The sequence below is a fragment of the Bacillus sp. JZ34 genome, from assembly GCF_053903205.1.
In genome coordinates this window covers 2,029,644-2,047,039 of sequence record NZ_CP096403.1, presented here as the reverse complement: position 1 = coordinate 2,047,039, position 17,396 = coordinate 2,029,644, and the positions used below count along the sequence as shown (strand labels likewise).

Annotated in this window: 21 protein-coding genes; 3 read left to right on the top strand and 18 right to left on the bottom strand. The window is 46.2% G+C overall.

Translation table 11 applies throughout. From position 1 onward, the window contains the following. Nucleotides 1-50: 50 nt before the first annotated feature. From M1D90_RS10425 to msrA, 12 genes are all read right to left on the bottom strand, one after another. Nucleotides 51-332 carry a YokU family protein gene (locus tag M1D90_RS10425; RefSeq protein ID WP_020451850.1) on the bottom strand — a complete coding sequence of 94 codons (282 nt, stop codon included), beginning with the start codon at nucleotides 330-332 and terminating at the stop codon, nucleotides 51-53. After that, on the bottom strand, nucleotides 329-1,738 hold the full coding sequence (gene kamA, locus M1D90_RS10420; protein ID WP_020451851.1) for a lysine 2,3-aminomutase: 1,410 nt from the start codon (nucleotides 1,736-1,738) through the stop codon (nucleotides 329-331). Before kamA ends, M1D90_RS10425 begins: the two co-directional genes overlap by 4 nt. Before the next feature lie 98 nt (nucleotides 1,739-1,836). Next, the gene (gene ablB / locus M1D90_RS10415; RefSeq protein ID WP_023857378.1) at nucleotides 1,837-2,670 is read right to left on the bottom strand and encodes a putative beta-lysine N-acetyltransferase; all 834 of its coding nucleotides are present in this window, start codon (nucleotides 2,668-2,670) and stop codon (nucleotides 1,837-1,839) included. 27 nt (nucleotides 2,671-2,697) lie between these two features. After that, a complete protein-coding gene (locus M1D90_RS10410) occupies nucleotides 2,698-3,966 on the bottom strand; it encodes a peptidase (RefSeq protein WP_026579416.1) in 1,269 nt (422 codons plus the stop codon). A 13-nt stretch (nucleotides 3,967-3,979) separates the two neighbouring features. Beyond that, nucleotides 3,980-4,633: a 3-oxoacid CoA-transferase subunit B gene (locus tag M1D90_RS10405; RefSeq protein ID WP_020451854.1), complete on the bottom strand. Its 654-nt coding sequence runs from the start codon at nucleotides 4,631-4,633 to the stop codon at nucleotides 3,980-3,982. Then, on the bottom strand, nucleotides 4,615-5,307 hold the full coding sequence (locus tag M1D90_RS10400) for a CoA transferase subunit A (RefSeq protein WP_020451855.1): 693 nt from the start codon (nucleotides 5,305-5,307) through the stop codon (nucleotides 4,615-4,617). Before M1D90_RS10400 ends, M1D90_RS10405 begins: the two co-directional genes overlap by 19 nt. Next, a complete protein-coding gene (locus M1D90_RS10395; RefSeq protein WP_456283429.1) occupies nucleotides 5,304-6,644 on the bottom strand; it encodes an aspartate aminotransferase family protein in 1,341 nt (446 codons plus the stop codon). Before M1D90_RS10395 ends, M1D90_RS10400 begins: the two co-directional genes overlap by 4 nt. A gap of 165 nt (nucleotides 6,645-6,809) precedes the next feature. Then, complete coding sequence (locus M1D90_RS10390; RefSeq protein WP_043054354.1) at nucleotides 6,810-8,045, bottom strand: MFS transporter; 1,236 nt, start codon at nucleotides 8,043-8,045, stop codon at nucleotides 6,810-6,812. A 139-nt stretch (nucleotides 8,046-8,184) separates the two neighbouring features. Then, nucleotides 8,185-8,313: a YjcZ family sporulation protein gene (locus M1D90_RS10385; RefSeq protein WP_003182774.1), complete on the bottom strand. Its 129-nt coding sequence runs from the start codon at nucleotides 8,311-8,313 to the stop codon at nucleotides 8,185-8,187. An 80-nt stretch (nucleotides 8,314-8,393) separates the two neighbouring features. Continuing rightward, nucleotides 8,394-9,161: a GNAT family N-acetyltransferase gene (locus M1D90_RS10380; RefSeq protein WP_052500264.1), complete on the bottom strand. Its 768-nt coding sequence runs from the start codon at nucleotides 9,159-9,161 to the stop codon at nucleotides 8,394-8,396. A 348-nt stretch (nucleotides 9,162-9,509) separates the two neighbouring features. Next, nucleotides 9,510-9,950, bottom strand: a complete 441-nt coding sequence (gene msrB / locus M1D90_RS10375; protein WP_020451861.1) for a peptide-methionine (R)-S-oxide reductase MsrB — start codon at nucleotides 9,948-9,950, stop codon at nucleotides 9,510-9,512. Continuing rightward, complete coding sequence (gene msrA, locus M1D90_RS10370) at nucleotides 9,937-10,482, bottom strand: peptide-methionine (S)-S-oxide reductase MsrA (protein WP_020451862.1); 546 nt, start codon at nucleotides 10,480-10,482, stop codon at nucleotides 9,937-9,939. Before msrA ends, msrB begins: the two co-directional genes overlap by 14 nt. Before the next feature lie 356 nt (nucleotides 10,483-10,838). On the opposite strand from msrA, the gene M1D90_RS10365 reads away from it, so the two are divergent. After that, a complete protein-coding gene (locus tag M1D90_RS10365; protein ID WP_020451863.1) occupies nucleotides 10,839-11,273 on the top strand; it encodes a MarR family transcriptional regulator in 435 nt (144 codons plus the stop codon). Between the two features lie 62 nt (nucleotides 11,274-11,335). Next, nucleotides 11,336-11,587 (top strand): hypothetical protein, encoded by a 252-nt coding sequence (locus M1D90_RS10360; RefSeq protein WP_020451864.1) that lies wholly within the window; start codon nucleotides 11,336-11,338, stop codon nucleotides 11,585-11,587. A 60-nt stretch (nucleotides 11,588-11,647) separates the two neighbouring features. On the opposite strand, the gene M1D90_RS10355 is transcribed toward M1D90_RS10360, so the two are convergent. After that, nucleotides 11,648-12,736 carry a diguanylate cyclase gene (locus M1D90_RS10355; RefSeq protein WP_020451865.1) on the bottom strand — a complete coding sequence of 363 codons (1,089 nt, stop codon included), beginning with the start codon at nucleotides 12,734-12,736 and terminating at the stop codon, nucleotides 11,648-11,650. A gap of 135 nt (nucleotides 12,737-12,871) precedes the next feature. Beyond that, a complete protein-coding gene (locus tag M1D90_RS10350) occupies nucleotides 12,872-14,203 on the bottom strand; it encodes an MATE family efflux transporter (protein WP_256164020.1) in 1,332 nt (443 codons plus the stop codon). A gap of 96 nt (nucleotides 14,204-14,299) precedes the next feature. Here M1D90_RS10350 and M1D90_RS10345 point away from each other — a divergent pair, with 96 nt between their 5' ends. Further along, on the top strand, nucleotides 14,300-15,004 hold the full coding sequence (locus tag M1D90_RS10345) for a DUF4397 domain-containing protein (RefSeq protein ID WP_075213128.1): 705 nt from the start codon (nucleotides 14,300-14,302) through the stop codon (nucleotides 15,002-15,004). A gap of 95 nt (nucleotides 15,005-15,099) precedes the next feature. On the opposite strand, the gene ypmT is transcribed toward M1D90_RS10345, so the two are convergent. The 4 genes from ypmT to M1D90_RS10325 all read right to left on the bottom strand — a co-directional run bounded on the left by ypmT (nucleotide 15,100) and on the right by M1D90_RS10325 (nucleotide 17,396). Then, a complete protein-coding gene (gene ypmT, locus M1D90_RS10340) occupies nucleotides 15,100-15,300 on the bottom strand; it encodes a protein YpmT (RefSeq protein ID WP_020451868.1) in 201 nt (66 codons plus the stop codon). Between the two features lie 31 nt (nucleotides 15,301-15,331). Further along, a complete protein-coding gene (locus tag M1D90_RS10335; protein ID WP_020451869.1) occupies nucleotides 15,332-15,904 on the bottom strand; it encodes a YpmS family protein in 573 nt (190 codons plus the stop codon). Between the two features lie 9 nt (nucleotides 15,905-15,913). Beyond that, on the bottom strand, nucleotides 15,914-16,666 hold the full coding sequence (locus M1D90_RS10330) for an SGNH/GDSL hydrolase family protein (protein WP_145624885.1): 753 nt from the start codon (nucleotides 16,664-16,666) through the stop codon (nucleotides 15,914-15,916). Between the two features lie 139 nt (nucleotides 16,667-16,805). Continuing rightward, on the bottom strand, nucleotides 16,806-17,396 hold the full coding sequence (locus M1D90_RS10325) for an SCO family protein (protein ID WP_031305174.1): 591 nt from the start codon (nucleotides 17,394-17,396) through the stop codon (nucleotides 16,806-16,808).

Sequence of the window (17,396 nt, the reverse complement as noted above, 5' to 3'; positions counted from 1 at the left end):
ACAGGGCGTCTGAAAAAATACAAACAAAAAAAACCGGCAAAAAGCCGGCTTCATGAAGAAAAATCAAAGTAATTGCGCTTCAATATGCGCTCTGTTTTCATCAGCGCATCATACGAAACGGACGAAGGCAGTTTTTTTGTATCGATCAAGAGCAGCTGATTTTCAATTTCCCAAGTGACATTGTCCTCCTGATAGACCATGCCGCAGCCTTCGCATTCCACCGCAGGTGTATCGGTGATTTCGATCGCTTTCGTCCCGTCAGGAAGCTCCCAATAAACCGCCGTGCGGGCTTCCCCGGCTTTTTCTTCACTGCACCATTCACACCTCTTCATTGCACACGCCCCTCAGCTTCGCCTTCTTTTTTTTGCTGAGCAAGGAATTTCTTTTCTTTCAATTCATCGCGCTTTGCCCGGCGGCTTTTCAATGTTTCATGATCGGGCCTTGTGGAATAGCTCTCCCTTCTTTCAAGCCGTTTTAAGCCGTCCGGTGTGTATGAAAGAGCTTGATCCGCATAGATTGCCGATATGCCGATCTCCTCTTTTTCCTTCATTACATCAGGGAAAATTTTGGCAAAATAGTCGTCAGCTCTTCCCGGAATATAGTTCTCAGGCTCAGGATAAGACGTAATGACGCCTTCAAAATTGCGGAGCACGACTTTATCGGGGCTTTGCGAAATCAAGTAATTCGGCTGTATGGCGATTTTTCCGCCCCCGCCCGGCGCGTCAACGACAAAGGTAGGGACTGCATAGCCGCTTGTGTGTCCGCGCAAGCCTTCAATGATTTCAAGACCTTTGGAGACAGGCGCTCTGAAATGGCCGATTCCTTCAGACAAATCGCATTGATAGATATAATACGGACGGACTCTGATTTTCACCAAATCATGCATCAGCTTTTTCATGATGGAAACGCTGTCATTTATACCAGCCAAAATCACGGCCTGATTGCCGACCGGAACCCCGGCGTTGACCAGCTTCTCACAGGCTTCCTTCGCTTCCTTCGTGATTTCGATGCTCGTGTTGAAATGCGTATTCAGCCAGACGGGATGATACTTTTTCAAAATGCTGCAAAGTTTGTCGGTAATCCGCTGCGGGAAGACGACCGGGGCTCTCGTGCCGATCCGGATGATTTCCACGTGCGGGATCGCACGGAGGTTTTTCAAAATATATTCAAGAATTTGATCGTTAATGAGAAGGCCGTCCCCTCCTGAAATCAGGACATCCCTGACATCGGGCGTATCCCGGATATATGCGATCGCCTGATCGAGCTGCTTTTTCGGCACGCCCATGCCGATTTGTCCGGAAAAACGCCGCCTTGTACAGTATCTGCAGTACATCGAGCATTGATTAGTGACGAGAAACAAAACCCGGTCCGGATAGCGGTGGGTTAAGCCGGGGACAGGCGAATCTTCATCCTCATGAAGGGGATCTTCAAGGTCGTATTTTGTTTTGTGCATTTCTTCTGCCAGGGGCACCGACTGCATTCTGATCGGACAGCGCGGATCATCCGGATCCATCAGTGAAGCGTAATACGGCGTAATATTTAAAGGGATCGTCTTTGTGGAGATTCTCACCCCTTCTTCTTCCTCTTTCGTAAGATTGACGACTTTTTTCAAATCGTCAAGCGTTCTGACGGTGTTGGTCAGCTGCCAGATCCAGTCGTTCCATTTTTCCTCGGGAACATCTTTCCAAAGCTCAATATCCTTCCAGTGCCTTTTCGGCTGAAACAGACCGTTTTCCATCTTTCATCCCCCTATCAGCATTTTCCCTATACTTTTCAGGTTATGTGACCGGTGTGAAAAGTGTCTCTTCAAATATAAAACCCGCGGAAGACCGCTTTTTAAGACCGGCTTAAATTTTTGCACCAGATGTTCATGTTCTCGATGGTTTTATAAATGAGGCAGTTGTTCAAAAGCCGGCCCCTATATGAGTATGATAAATGATAAAGACTGGCGTTCATCCCGAAAGAAGCTGCTCTTGCGATTGAATAAACGTAAAAGATACCCGCTTGTTTCAAATCGGTTTCGAGTGCGGCAATCAGCCGCCTCGTCAATGAAAAGCCCCTGTATTCCGGCAGGACGGCGCAGTCTGTTATTTCCGCATTCCCCAAAACGGGATTCACGTCTGCACCTGCTGATGCAATCACTTTTTCCCCGTCAAAAGCGAGGTAGTAAACAGCCCCTTTCCCCATCGCTTCCTTAAGATATGCCGGATCTGAAACAGGCGCGGGGTATACAGGAAAGACGCAGTTGTAGAGATCGGCGAGACCAGGCGCATCACTGGAGGCGGCCCGCCTGATTTGAAAGGAAGCGTTTTGGGCCTCCGCGATGCGGGGAGTGCTGAACAGCTCTGTCAGCATTTGATCCTGCGCAAGCCAGTCAGCGGTTTTTCGCCTGTCTTCTTTCACATATTTTACGAACACGTCAGCATCATGCCCGTTAAAGTATCCGTCAATTTTCCCTTCCGGTTCAAACGTCCGCTCAAGCAAAGCGTTTCTGTCATTCGTTTTGGTGAAAACGATCATTTTCCCTATGCCGTGTTTTTTTGCTTCTTTCAATATGGCGGGAAAAAATGAACACACATCGCCTTCATAATTGATGATTCTGATTCTTTTACTGAACAAGTCGACATCCGCTTCAAGCGTACAGCTGTCATTACTCCATTTTTCCACCATATTTAACCTCCAAAACAGCTGATCTTTTCACCGTTCATAATCACACCAATTCATAATAAACAGGCTGATGATTTTGGCTGACTGAATCAGGGCGTCTTTTTCAATGTATTCATTTGCCTGGTGAGCCATTTTCGTTTCTCCCGGACCGAAGACGATGACAGGGGTGCCTCCGGCGTGCGACAATATTCCGCCGTCTGTCGCCCACGGGGAAGCTTCGATTAGGGGATCGTTTGCCGTGATGGTTTGATAGGCGGATTTCAGCACTTTCGTCAGTTCATGGTCTTCAGCCAAATCGTTTGGGAGCCACATGGCGCCGAACCATTCTATGTCAACAGGGTAGTGTTTAAACCATTCATCATGGTATTGAAGATCATTGAGCCAGTTTTCAAACTCGGACTGGACGGCTTCAGGAGATTCGTTCGGAGCGATTCCGCACCTTCCTTCCAGTGTCACCGTGTCAGCGACCGATGAAGGCCATGCGCCTCCTTTGATCGTGCCGATGTTAATCGGAACCGGAATCGGGATATTGTCATACAAAGAATCTGTTATTCTCTTATTCCTGACCTGTTCAAGCTGGCGAAGCGACTGGATGACAAGCATGCTTTTTTCAATGGCGCTGACACCTTCATATCTTGTGCCGCCGTGTGCAGAAAGCCCTTTGACCGTGATTCTGAACCACATCGACCCCTGCTGCTTAATAAACATTTTCATATTTGTCGGCTCGGGAATCAAAGCGCCGTCCGCCTTGTAGCCCCTCATGACGGCCGCCAGCGTCCCGGCTCCGCCACACTCCTCGTCTACGACACTTTGAAAAATCAGGTCTCCTTTTAATTGAACCCCGCATTGCTCCAGCGCTTCCATCGCCATTAAAAGAGCCGTATTGCCGCCTTTCATGTCAGTTGTGCCCCGGCCGTATATTCGTCCTTGCTTCATGACCGGCTGAAAAGGCTCCGTCTCCCAGTCTTTTCTGTTTCCTTCAGGCACGACATCGATGTGTCCGTTTAAGATCAGCGATTTCCCGCCGCCCTTTCCTCTTTTGACAGCCGTAATATTCGGGCTTTCTTTAAAGCTTGTTCTGTCTGATTTAAACAGCGGGTGCTGTTCCAATTGCTTCATGCTCGGCTCCCAGACATCGATTTCAGCTTCGAATTGCCTCAGTTTCTCCAGGACGACAGCTTGGGCGGTAAATTCACTGCCCATTGTGCTTTTTTCTCCGACGAGTTTTTTCAAAAGGCGAACCGCTTTTTTCTCGTGCGAATCGATCCAATCGCACACCTTTCTCTCTATGTTCTCCATCCAATTCCTCCTCTTACGAAAGCGGCAGTTCGATCCGGACCTTTCCATCCGTCAGCCGCAGCACATCATCAAGATCCTCTTCATTCATCAGCTCTTTTAATACAAAGCCGCCGCTGTCAATGGTGATCACGGCTTTTTCTGTAATCACCATGTCAACGCAGCCTTTTGCAGTCAGTGGCAGAGTGCAGTCGGCGACAAGTTTGGGGGCGCCGTTTTTATCGGTATGGCTCATCACGACAATGACTTTTTTCGCCTTTTGGGCAAGCTCCATCGCCCCTCCCATTCCAGGAACCTTTTTGCCGGGGACGATCCAGTTGGCCAGATCCCCTGACTGGCTGACCTGCAGAGAACCAAGAATCGTGACATCAATCGCGCCCTTTCTGATCATGCCGAACGACAGAGCCGAATCAAAATAAGAAGCGCCTTTTACTACGGTGACAGGCCAGCCTGCCGCATTGCAAAGATTCTCATCTTCCCTTCCTTTTTCAGGCGACTCGCCGATGCCGAGAAGCCCGTTTTCAGATTGGATCATAACGGAAGTGCCCGGATCTAAAAAATTGGGAACTAAAGACGGAATGCCGATGCCCAGATTGACAATCATTCCGCTTTTGATTTCGCGGGCCGCCCGTTTTGCAATTCTCTCCCGCTCTATGACTCCCAAACCCATTTCCAGTTCACCCCTTCCGTTTCAGCGACACCTTCGACAAAAACACCGGGTGTTACAATTTCTTCTTCATCCAGCTCTCCCAGGGGAACGATCCGCTCCACTTCGGCAAATGTCCGATCAGCAGCCATCGCCATAAGCGGGTTCATGTTACGCGCCGTTTTGTCGTAGATGATATTGCCGAATTCATCGGCGGTTTTCCCATAAATAAAAGCGTATTCCGCACTCAGCGCTTCTTCGGCAAGGTATGCACGACCATTCAAAGAAACGATCTTCTTTCCTTGACGCACCATGTCATTATCGATCCCAATATCGGTCAAAATGCCGCCAAGACCTGTGCCGCCCGCACGGATTCTTTCCGCGAGCGTCCCTTGCGGTGAAAATTCAACGGCGAGAAAACCGTCAGTCATTTGTTTTCCCGCAACGGGATTTGATCCGATATGGGAAGCGATCAGCCGCCTTACGCGGTTATTGACGATTAATGGCCCGATGCCGATGCCGGGAAAGCCCGCGTCATTGCATATGACCGTTAAATTTTTTACGCCTTTTTTCAAAATCGCACTGATGAAAGAAGGCGGTGAACCGACTCCCCCAAATCCGCCAAACATGACGGTCGCTTCGTCTTTCAAATCGGCAATCGCATCTTCAACAGCAATTCGTTTGTTCAGGACCGTCATCTTTCGCGTATCACCTTTTCTGCTTGTTTTTCAATCTCGTGTACGGCATGTTTAAATATATGAATAAGTTCTTCCAGCTCTTGATCCGATATCGTAAGGGGCGGCGCAATGATGACCGCATCTCCCCCGCCGCCGTCAATGCCCGCCTGGGACGGATAAAGAAGCAGGCCTCTTTTTTTCGCTTCGGAAATGACGAGAGCCGACACCGGCAGTGATGAAGGAAATGTCTTTTTGCTTTTTCGATCGGCGACAAATTCAATCCCGATAAGAAGCCCCTTGCCCCGAACGTCGCCAATGATGCTTGACTGTTTCATGACTTCTTTCAGCATCTTTTTCAGCTTTTCCCCTTTTATCCTGGCTTGTTTGACAAGATCGTGCTTCAGAATGTAGCGGAGAACGGCGAGCGCCGCACGGGTTGAAAAAGGGTTTGCGCTGTACGTATGTCCGCTCATGATGACTCCTGAGCCGTTTTTGACCGTTTCCATGATGTCATCGGATATGACAGCTGCGGCAATCGGTGAATACCCTGCGCTCATCCCCTTGCCGAGTACGGCAATATCCGGGGTCACACCCCAATGTTCAATCGCCAGCAACCGGCCGGTTCTTCCCATCCCACTCATGACTTCATCCGCAATAAAAAGAATTTCATTTTCTTCGCAAATCTTTTTTACTTTTTTGTAATAACCATCGGGCGCTGTTATGGCTGCTCCAGCAGCCCCGATGACGGGTTCGGCCACGAAGCCCGCGATAAATTGCTTGCCGATCCTTTTAATGGCGAGCTCGATTTCTTTCACGCACGCTTCCTGGCAGTCGGGATGAGAAAGCCGGCATCTGTAGCAGTTTGGCGCGGAAGCGGCGGGATACTTGTGCAGCATGTGCGTAAACCTGTAGCGGCGCTCATAAAATCCCGACAGCGACAGGGCTCCGTTTGTAATTCCGTGATAGCTGTTCCATCTTGAAAGGAAAATCGTTTTGTCGTTTTGTCCTTTTTCCTGCCAGTATTGAACGGCGATTTTCATGGCGGTTTCAACAGCTTCCGACCCGCTGTTGACAAAAAAAGACCAATTCAGATCACCCGGCAGCCATTCAGCAAGGAGTTCGGCAAGCTGTTCAGCTGGTTCACTCGTAAACTGTGAACGGTAGACAAATGAAACGAAATCAAGCTGCTCTTTGAGAGAATCAATCACTTCTTGTACACCGTGCCCGAGATTGCAGGTAACAGCCCCCGAACAGCCGTCAAGGTACCGTTTTCCGGAATTGTCGACAATCCAGCTTCCTTTTGCATACTGAACGACCGGATAGCTTGCGTGCAAATCCGGCTTAATCAAAAATGACATGAAAACATCCCCCCTTCCCCAATGAGAGGTTTTTCTTTACATTATATGAATGGGGAAAAGGCGGCATTCTCTTTTCAAGTGAAATGGTTGATTTCGGAGCGATCGCCGTTAGTGTAAACAAAAAAATAAAAGGACATGTCCTTTTATTTTTCCAAGCGCGCTTATTCACATTGACGTTTTGTCCTGCAAAGCAACGGTTTCCTTCGTCTGTTTTTCCCATAAATAAAATGATCTCATCATCGAAAACGCAGCAAACGGCGCGGGCAGTGCGACGATGAGGAATAAATATTCGGGACTGACAGCATCCGACAACATTCCCGCGGCCGCATAGCCGAGCGGCATAAAAGCGCTGTTGACCGCAAAAAAAGCGCCCAGCGATCTGCCTCTGTTTTCACCTTCCGTTACCCTTTGCAAGTAACCTTCAATATAGATGTTGACTACGCCGCTGATCATTCCGATGACGATCAAAATCGCGGCGCCGAGCACGACATGATTAATCCAGCCTAGAGGCGACAAAAGTAGGCCGAAAATCAGCATTAAAGCGGGCACAGCAGCTTTTGCGTGCTCCGGTTTTGCGATAAAAGACAAGAAAAGCGCCGCAGACAGCGTCCCGCACGCCCAAAATGATTGAAAAGCGCCGCCCAGCCAAGCCTGATCTTTTAATAATAGCGAGGTCCAAATGACGATATATATTGGAAAACCGCTGAATACAAGCTGCTGTATGCTCGTCCCATACAACAAATACTTGAGCGGCTTATTTTGAAGCAAGCTTGTAAAACCGCTGAACAATTGTTTGTTTGTAAAAGGAATACGCTTTTGGCTGCCCCTTTTATCTTTGATTCTCCACTCCAAAAAGATGGATAGGAAGGAGAGGCTTCCGCACAGCACCCATAACCAGCCGAAATGCAGAAAGGAAAACAGAATCCCTGTGACAAGCGGAACGATCACTTGGATAAGCTGTGTGATCACTTCTTGAAATGCGATTCCTTTTTCAATTTGTTCTTTCCTCAGTGTATCCGGCAAGAGCGATCTTGCAGCAGGTTCGATTGCGGTCAAACATGCCGATACAATCACCCTTGCAACCGCCAGTAACATAACTGAACTCATGCCTGACAGCGCCAAAAATCCGATTATTAAAAATACAGTTGAAATGATCATATCTGAAGCCGCAATCAATTTCCCCCTGTGAAACCTGTCGGACAGCCAGCCTGTAAACGGCGATATCAAAATCGAGACAGTCAGCCCGATGCCGATCACGACGCTTCCCGAAAGGGCGCTTCCGGTTTCAGCTAAAGACCACCATACCAATGAATAATAGAAAAGAACCGAACTAAAGAGCGATAAAAACGTTCCAGACCACAGTCTGAAAAAGTCCCCTTTAATGACCCAAGCATATTTCAAAGTTTCTCCCCCGTTTGTCCGATATTTTCACCTCATGATTATATTACATATATATGTAAAATTTTACAACAAAAACAAAAAAACCTTCCGGATGGAAGGCTTTGTGAGCATGTCATGCGACCGGGCGTTGGGCTTTTAGCTAGCAAATGAAAGCCGCACCGACAATGATGAGCAAAATAAAGAGGACAACGATGAGCACAAATGTGTTTCTGCCGTGAAACCCGTAGCCGTATCCTCCAGTAGGACAGCAATAATGGGAGTAATGCACAGGCTTATCATCCTTTCGTATAAAGTCTACACCCCAGCCTATGCAGGCCAAGTCCCAATTGGTATGTGCACCTGCCTACTTTATTCAAACAAATATTTAAATACCGTCGTAAGCTTTCCCTTCTGCTGAAAACCCAGCTTTTCATAAAACGTTTTCACCTGATCGCTTCCCGAAGTCACAAGATAGCACGATTCCATGCTCGATTGTTTGGCAGCGACGAGCATCTGCTTGATAAGGCCCGATCCATAGCCTTTCCGCTGATAAGGCTCCAAAATGGCGACTTCCTCGATTTTAGCAACGTTTTCGTCCTGATCGAGATAAAGCTCGGCACATCCAATCGGTTCTCCTTCTTCCGAGTAGCAGACACACAGCTGAATGATGCCTTCCTCGTAAAAACGATACTTGCGCAGCAGCTTTTCCTTCGCAAACGCTTCATTGATCGACAACGAATCATAAGCCTGCATGATGCGGCAGCCGTCAATGAGAGATTTCTTCGTCCCCCATTCTGCCCGCACAGGGGAAACTCCTTTCCAATCTGCAAGCCGGATCGAATAAAACAATTCTTCATCAAGAATGTATCCAAGATCAAAGAGCGACTTTTTCATTGTGAAAGGGAGATCGCGGTTAAAAGAGCTTTTCACATGAATATAATTTCGGTTTAAAATATCGGGTACCCGAACGAGCAGGGAGTACAGCTCTCTCAGCGGAAATTCGTCCTGCAGCTGCAGAAAATGAGATGAAAACATTTGCGGGATCTGGTCATCTGTGTATATATGATAATGCGACTCAACTTTTTTGCTGCATGTCAGCATTAAATAACGGTCTTCTGTGTTTGAAATGGATGTCACAACGGCTGCCTCTTTTCTAAGATGTTCTATTATATTGTTTTTCGCTTTCAGAGCAGAAAATCCTCTAAAAAAGATGGCCCTTTTGAAAAAAGTCATCTGAACATGCCGTTTTTCTCAGCTTTCTTCGTTTGTATTTCGTGGGATGTTAACAGATTTTTCTATATGCTGGGTATCCTCACGGCAGTCTTATGCCGCTTTACTTTAGCAATAGAAACTACTCGACTTTCTAGCTCGGAGTATTCAATTCCAAATTCGGAGATGAAAAAGCCCTCTCTGCTTTGTGAGAGCAAAGAGGGCAAACCATTGGTTATTTATCATACTAAGGTACACGACGAGTGCCTTTAAGATCTATTTTTCCCCTTCAAACAGCTTGGCATATTCGCCGTACCCTTCTTTCTCAAGGTCATCCTTCGGCACGAAACGGAGGGCTGCTGAATTGATGCAATAACGCAGGCCGTCCGGTCCGGGGCCGTCCGGGAACACGTGTCCAAGATGGGAATCGGCAGACTTGCTTCTCACCTCAGTCCGAACCATGCCGTGTGAAGTGTCAAGTTTTTCTTCGATCTCCCCGGTATCGACCGGTTTTGTGAAGCTTGGCCAGCCGCAGTGTGCGTCAAATTTGTCAAGCGATGAAAACAGCGGTTTTCCCGACACGATATCGACATAGATTCCGTCTTCGTGCAGATCCCAGTATTCGTTTTGGAATGGAGGCTCCGTCCCGTTTTTCTGCGTCACTTCATACTGCATCCGGGTCAGCTGCTTCAGCCGTTCTTCTTTATTGTTCGCCATGCTTACGCCCCCAATGCTGTTGTATAAATCCTTCTCTTCCGCTTCCGATCCGATACTGTGTGTAGCGTTCAGGATGCTTTTTATGATAATCCTGATGATATTCTTCAGCCGGATAAAATGGCGCGGCTTCCAGAATGTCGGTCGCGATTGGATCTTTAAAAATGCCACTTTCTTCAAGCTTTTTCTTCGATTCCTCAGCGAGTTTCCGCTGCTTGTTATTATGGTAAAAAATCGCTGTCCGGTAAGACTCGCCGCGGTCTGCGAATTGTCCTCCGCTGTCAGTAGGATCGATTTGCTGCCAGTAGAGTTCCAGCAGTTTTTCGTATGGAAAGACATCGGGATCAAACGTGATTTGCACCGCTTCCCTATGTCCCGTTGTATTGCTGCAAACCTCTTCATAGGTCGGATTTTCCGTATGGCCGCCGGTATAGCCGGATTCGACTTTTATAATGCCCGGCTGTTCGTCAAAAGGCTTGACCATACACCAAAAGCAGCCTCCCGCAAATGTGGCGAGTTCTCGTTTTTCAGCCATCTGTTCTGCCTCCTTCTTTTCAACATTTGTTGGGAACCATTATATCACAGCATGCTCATTTTTAAGCCCTCTCCCGCTCATCGCAAAATCAGCCGCTGCCTAAAAAGAAAAAATGACAATAATATGTCATTGCCATCACCAAATTCTAAGAAACAGCAGTATTCATCTATCATTGTCATGGACCGTTGTTCAATTGATGGTCAAATGAACTAAAAATCTTCTGAAACATACACTTGAAAAACGAAAATTATGGTATCATAGTGATATCATGTTCATGAAAAATAATATTCATGCTGATTCGGTCATTCCTTTTTAAAAAAAGCTGAAATTTGCTACTTATATGGAGGGGCGAAATTTTGAAAGTTAGAGAACAAATGATGTATGATATGGAAGCACTGCTTCGCACAGTATTTAAACAGATACGTGATGAGATAAATGAGCTGCTCGAAAAAGAGATGTCCCGCAATGAATTCATGATTCTCCGCCTGCTGAGTGAGCAAGGTCCGAAGAAAGTCACGGAGTTTGCAACGATTTTAGGCGTTTCTGCGAGCCATATCACAGCTGTAACCGATGCGTTGGTTGAAAAAGGATGGATCACGAGAGTCCGGTCAAAAGAAGACAGACGGATCATCAAAATCCATCTGACAGACGCGGGAAAAGAAATTATCAGATATTTTGAAGAAAAGAAAACGGAATATTATTTCAAGCGGTTCAGCAGCTTCAGTGATGAAGAGCTGAAAACGCTGATTGAACTGTTCAGCAAATTGGACAAAAAACGGGAACAGCGCTAATCGGGTTTTCATAAATTGGCCCGAATCTGTGCACCTTAATTAAAAAAGAGGTGTATTGACATATGACAGCTCCTTATCTTTGTCCAAACTGCAAAACAAACCGAACACGGTTCAACTTAATCGAACAGTCTCCGACATCCGTTAAGATTGATCCGGCAACAGGGGAGATCATGGAAACGTATTCAGATGACGAGCTTTCTCCATTTCACCTGCCCTACAGCGGTCCCGCCATAAAAGTGCAGTGCGGCGCGTGCGGATTAATTGAAGACGAAAAGACTTTTATCAAACTTGCGGAATTCGATAAACGAACATAACAAAGACAGGATAGATGGACATCGTTTCATCTATCCTTTTTCGTGCAGCTTAACGTGAATTCAAACGGAGGCGCACACCCGGTTTCTCCCAAGGTGTTTAGCCCTGTACAAACATTGGTCGGCTTTTTCAATCAACTCGTCCGTACTGCGAATGACCTCCGGAAATGCCGCAACCCCAATCGAAACGGTAATATGAATCTTTTTAGAATGAGAAATTGAAAAAGTGTGTGTCTCCACTTCCTTGCGTATCCTTTCAGCAATCTCTGCAGCCTGCGAATGAGAACTGTTCGGCAATATGACCGAAAACTCTTCTCCGCCGTTTCTTGATACGATACCTTCCGCACGTGTTGACTTTTTTAAAATCGTTCCCAGTTCTTTTAAAATCACGTCTCCATTTGAATGTCCGTATGTATCATTAATCGTTTTGAAATAATCGATATCGATCATAAGCAAAGACAGTTTCTCGTTCTTCTCCCTTGCGTTTGAAATATGAGCATTCCATATCGCATCAAAATGGCGGACATTATTCAATCCCGTTAAATAATCAAGCGACGATTCCTCTTCATACTTTTTCAACAGAAAATGAGATTTTTTTAAATATGAGACGACATATACTGACGTAAAGCCGCCGATAGTAGATAAAATCCAGAACCATATCATTAAAATTTTCACTAAATGGAAATCATGGAGGAGCATCAAGATCACAATTGAAATCGCCACATTAGCAAAAATAACCAAAGCAAATGTCTTTCGATAAGTGTCAGCGTCTTTATCCATGACCCTGAGGATGAGATAATATCCTATGAATATAACGATCATTCCTGTAAGCGCTGCAATCGAAGATATATTCCCCCCGTAAACAAATCTTCCTCCTATAATCAGCAGAGAACAAATAAAGGCCGGAAAGACGCCCGTAAATAGAAACAAAATCATAACGGGCACATAACGCAAATCAACGATCGTTTCATCGGTTGCCTGGATCGAAAAGAACATGAGCACATTCCCGAGCAATCCTCCCATGACGCCGTCAATCCAATTAAGTTGTTTGTTTGTAGCTTTTCGGGAAAAAATATTCCACTTTAGCTGAGTGTAGATAAAGAGTGAAGTAATTAAAATACACAAATTCAAAAATAAATCGATTAAAAACATGACAAGCCCCCAACACCAAACTCATTTTATATTGTATATATCGTCAATTATTAAGACGATAACAGCATTTTTGTTTCTTTGCTTCAGATGCCCGGCGGGAATCGCTTCCGGGGCTTGCCGCAGGAGCTTGTTCTTTCATTTTTCAAATAAAACGAGGTGCTTCCACTTCCCGTAGCGGTAATATAAAAACGCGGTCAGGCTGCTCAGCATAAAGCTCATTCCAATGCCAAGTGCTATGCCGTTTTCGCCAAGCCACTTTGAAAATAAGTATGTAAACGGATAGCGCAAAACCCAAAAAGAAATCACGTTCAGCACCAAAATTTGAAACATCGCGCCGGCTGCCCTTACAACACCGTTTAACACAAAGTTAATCCCGATAAACGGATAGAAAAAAGCAATCGTTTTTAAATATTCTTCCCCGAATGTAGCTGAATCGGCTTCCGAAATAAACAGCCTGACCGCATGATAGCCTGTCAGAAATATCGCGGTGCTGACGGCAACCATAAACAGCAGAACATAAATGACGCCGTAGTGAGCAATTTTTTTCGTACGCTCCATATCGCCGCTGCCGACGGTTTGGCCAGCCATACTGTTGACAGCCGTGCCGATGGCCATCGCCGGGAGTATCAACAGGCTGTCAAGCCGCTGTACCGCGCTAAACCCTGACACGACACGTTCTCCAAATGAATTGACAACGCTCATAATCGCCATCGAGCCGCCTGAAATCACCATCATTTGCAAGCCGGCAGGCACTCCGAGCTTCAAAATGACGGACGTCTCTTCCAGAGACGGAAGCGCGGGCTTTGAAAATGGAACAAGCCGCTTTCTCACCGTATAGACCACACCGTAAATGAAAGCAATCCCTTGGGAAACGACGGTTGCATAGGCCGCTCCGGCAATTCCGAGGTTGAATACCGAGATAAACAGCGGATCCATGAACAGGTTCAGGATGACGGCCAAGAGGACGAAACGCAAAGGTGTTTGACTGTCGCCGACCGCCCTTAACACTGTACTGATGAAATTATAGCCGAATAAAAATATAATCCCGATAAAATGAATGCTCAAATAGCTTGCAGCCAAATCCATCATATTGCCGGGCGTTTGAAGAAGCGAAAGCAGAGGCTCTGTGAAAAAATAGCCGATAACCCCGAGCAATACGCTCATCGCTGTCATCAGAACAACAAACGCGTTGATATATGAAGCAAGTCCCTTCTTATCCCCTTTTCCTTTCTGCTGCGCAAGAATCGTCAGCGCCGCATTGTTGACGCCCAATACGAACGACAGCACCGTAAAGAAAACCGTCCCTGAGACGGCCGCAGCACCGAGTGCTTTTGCTCCGAGCAGATTTCCGACCCACAAGCTATCGACGAATTGAAATGAAATCTGCAAAAGATTGGCTAAAATGATCGGGCCGGAAAAAAAGACCAGCTGTTTAAACACATTTCCGTATGTAAAATCCGTTTTCATTGTTTACTCCTTTTCATCTGTCGTCTTGATCGCGATGTGACCGATGGCTTCGCAGCCTCATATAATGTCAGAAAGCATGCAAAGGGGCGTGACAAAATGTTCTCTACAGATCATGATGCCCGGCAAATGGCGGAGGGTTTTCGGAGGAACTGCTACCATCTTCCGCCTGTAGAGGCGCCCTTTTATTTTCGAAACGGCGGAAAAGCAGCGATGATCAGACTGCTTCACGCGGCTCCTCACACCGACAATCTCGACGTATACGTAAACGGCATATCCGTTTTTCAAAACATCTCCTATACAGATTTATCTTCTTATGTCCGGTTTCCTGCCGGCCGTATTCAAATCGATGTTTTCCAAAGAGGCAGGGCGCACGGTCCCTTGCTGTCGGTACAGTATCACCTGATCCACGGCGGGTACTGCACGGTTGCCGTTACAGGCACAGCTGCAAAGCTCATTCCCGTCGGAATGTATGACCGGCCTGCGGCTGATCCGGAAAGCCGCAGCATCCGTTTCGTTCATTTATCACCGGACTCTCCGGCTCTTGACTTTGCAGTGCAAAACGGACCTGTCCTGTTTACAGGTGTCCCCTTTCAAACGGTCACGCGGTACATCCAGGTGCGTTCACAGAAAATCGACATGGAGGTAAAGGCCGCCGGTTCAACAGCGGTCCTGCTGAAGGTTCCGAAAATCACGCTTCACGCCGGGGAATCCACAACTTTGTATGGCCTCGGTTTCGTCAACGGCTCCCCTTCTCTCACAATAAAAGCGGCGCCGTTTCCTGCCAAAGCTCCGCCTTCATAGCGAAAAAAAAGAGACCTGATGTCTCTTTTACAGTCTGCTGAAGCATGGACAACAAAATCCTAAAACGGTCTCATGTTTTAGGATTTTGCCGGCAATTATTGATTGTGATGGTCAGTTTTTTTATGTTTTTTCGCATCTAGGGTAAAGATCATAATGCTTAAAAACAACGCACAATACCCGATGTTCAAATACATCTTGTCCATGTTTTCATCGATGAAACTGAAGGCGGCGAGGCCGCCGAAGTACAGTGAAAACAACATAGACAGCAAGCTGAAATATGTGTAGATACGTTCCATATGTTCACCCCTGTAAATCCCGCCGCACGATCTATGAATCTGTTTGTGCAGGCTGATAATAAACAAATTCGATTTGATCTTTTTCTAAATCAATGTCTTTTGCTTTCACATACATTCCGTTTTTAAGCGGCATCTCTGACAGACGGACTTGAATTTCTTTAGCATCCGAACGAACGTGTACAAAATCAGGAAGATCATAAAATTGATCCATGTAGTTCAGCACCATCGATATCGGAACATTTAACTTGCCGATCGAAAATCTCGTCACGTCAAGAACCACATCTCCGTTTTTTTCCACTGTCGGCCGAAAGGACACCCTCGCATCGACTGTCGAGGAAAAGGCGCGGATCGCACCGACGATGTGGAATTCATCGTCGATTTCGATTTGATAGTCAAGATCCGGCGAAGACTCCTTTTCCAAATATGTGTTGATGAATGCGGCCAATGATTCTTTCGTGCTCGTCACGTTCAATTGGTATTCGCTCGGAGTCGGCCTCGACGGTTCCTTTTGACCGCCGGGCATGAATACGAGAATGAAAATCCCGGCAAGTATGATGACGTTGACTGCTGCTAAAATTAAAAATAAGTTCTTCCATTTCTTCATTTTTTCACCTTATTCTGCTTGGGGGTCTTCGTTTTTAATTTGTTCGTAAACGCGTTTCGCTATTAAAGAATACCCGTATTGATTAGGATGAAACTCATCTTTTGCAATCTTCTTTTCATCGCTGTATTCCTCAAAAATATCAGCGATATTCGCTATTTTCGTATTGGAGACCTTTTTCAGCCTTTTTTCTGCGCCTTCATTCCATTCGTCTACGACTTGGTCAATTTCCCTCAGTTCAGACAGCGTAAACTTAAACGGATTATACATGCTGACATAAATCAACTCAGCGCTGGCGTTTTGCTCTCTAATTTCCGCTAAAATATTCGAAAACCGTTTTTCAAACAGTTTTTGTTCAACGCGGAAAGGGGTAAGCGTTAAGTGCGCGAAGTTTTGGCGGACGACTTTCATCAGGTCGTTGCCCCCTATTGTAAACAAAATGTAGTCTGCATCTTTCAGGCCCTCTTGTACTTCTTTTTCTTTTAATCTTTCAAGCAGCTGATCAGTCCGGGAGCCTTTAACGGCATAATTTTTGACCGTTACGGACTTCACATCGCTCCGGCTTTCAAGCTCGTCGGCCACCATGCCGACATAGCCTTTCTTCTCTTGATCGCCTACCCCCTCTGTCAGAGAATCGCCCACTGCTGCAATCACGATATCGCGCTTAGGGGAGACCGATGTTTTTTCAACGCCCGCATTCCATTCCGTACAGGCTGAAAGCAGACAGACGAGGGCCATCATGACTGTTATAAACCGTATGTTCAAAAATGATGCCCCTTCCTTCTAGATACCTAAAAAAAAGTGTACCATGTTTTGATTCTTTTGAAAATGATTTGACAGGTGTAAAAAAAAGCCTGTTTCCGTGGTCAGGAAGCAGGCTTCAGCGGCAGGCCGCCCGTTTTTATCAACGGTTTTCCAGCGTCTTAATATCGGCGATGATTTCATCGTACGGCGTATTTTTTGCACCGTCATAATCCTTGACGACTTTGCCGTTTTGATCGACTAGATAAAATGACGATTGGTGAATCACCTGATCCTCATCTTCAGGTTTTTTCACGATTGCTTTAAAGCTTTTCAGCGCAAATTTTTCAATTTCCTCCTGCGAGTATCCGGTTAAAAAATCCCAGTTTTGAAAATTGAGCGGATAGTTGGCCGCAAATTTTTTCAACTTTTCCGGCGTGTCATTTTCGGGGTCAACGCTGAAAGAGACGATGCGGGCCTGCAGGTTTTCCTCTTCCATTTGTTTTTGCAGTTCAGCCATATGTGAAGTCATCGGCGGACAGATCGTTTTACAGTTCGTAAATATAAAGTCGGCCACCCACACCTGGCCTTTTAAACTTTCAAGAGACACGGTTTTCCCGTCTTGATTTTGAAAAGAAAAAGATTGTACGTCATAGTTTAAAGAATTTTCAATCTTGCTAGTTCCGCAGGACGAAAGAAACACTGTGAGAATACCTGCAAGGAAAATGCCAAAAACGTTTTTCAATCCTTCCAT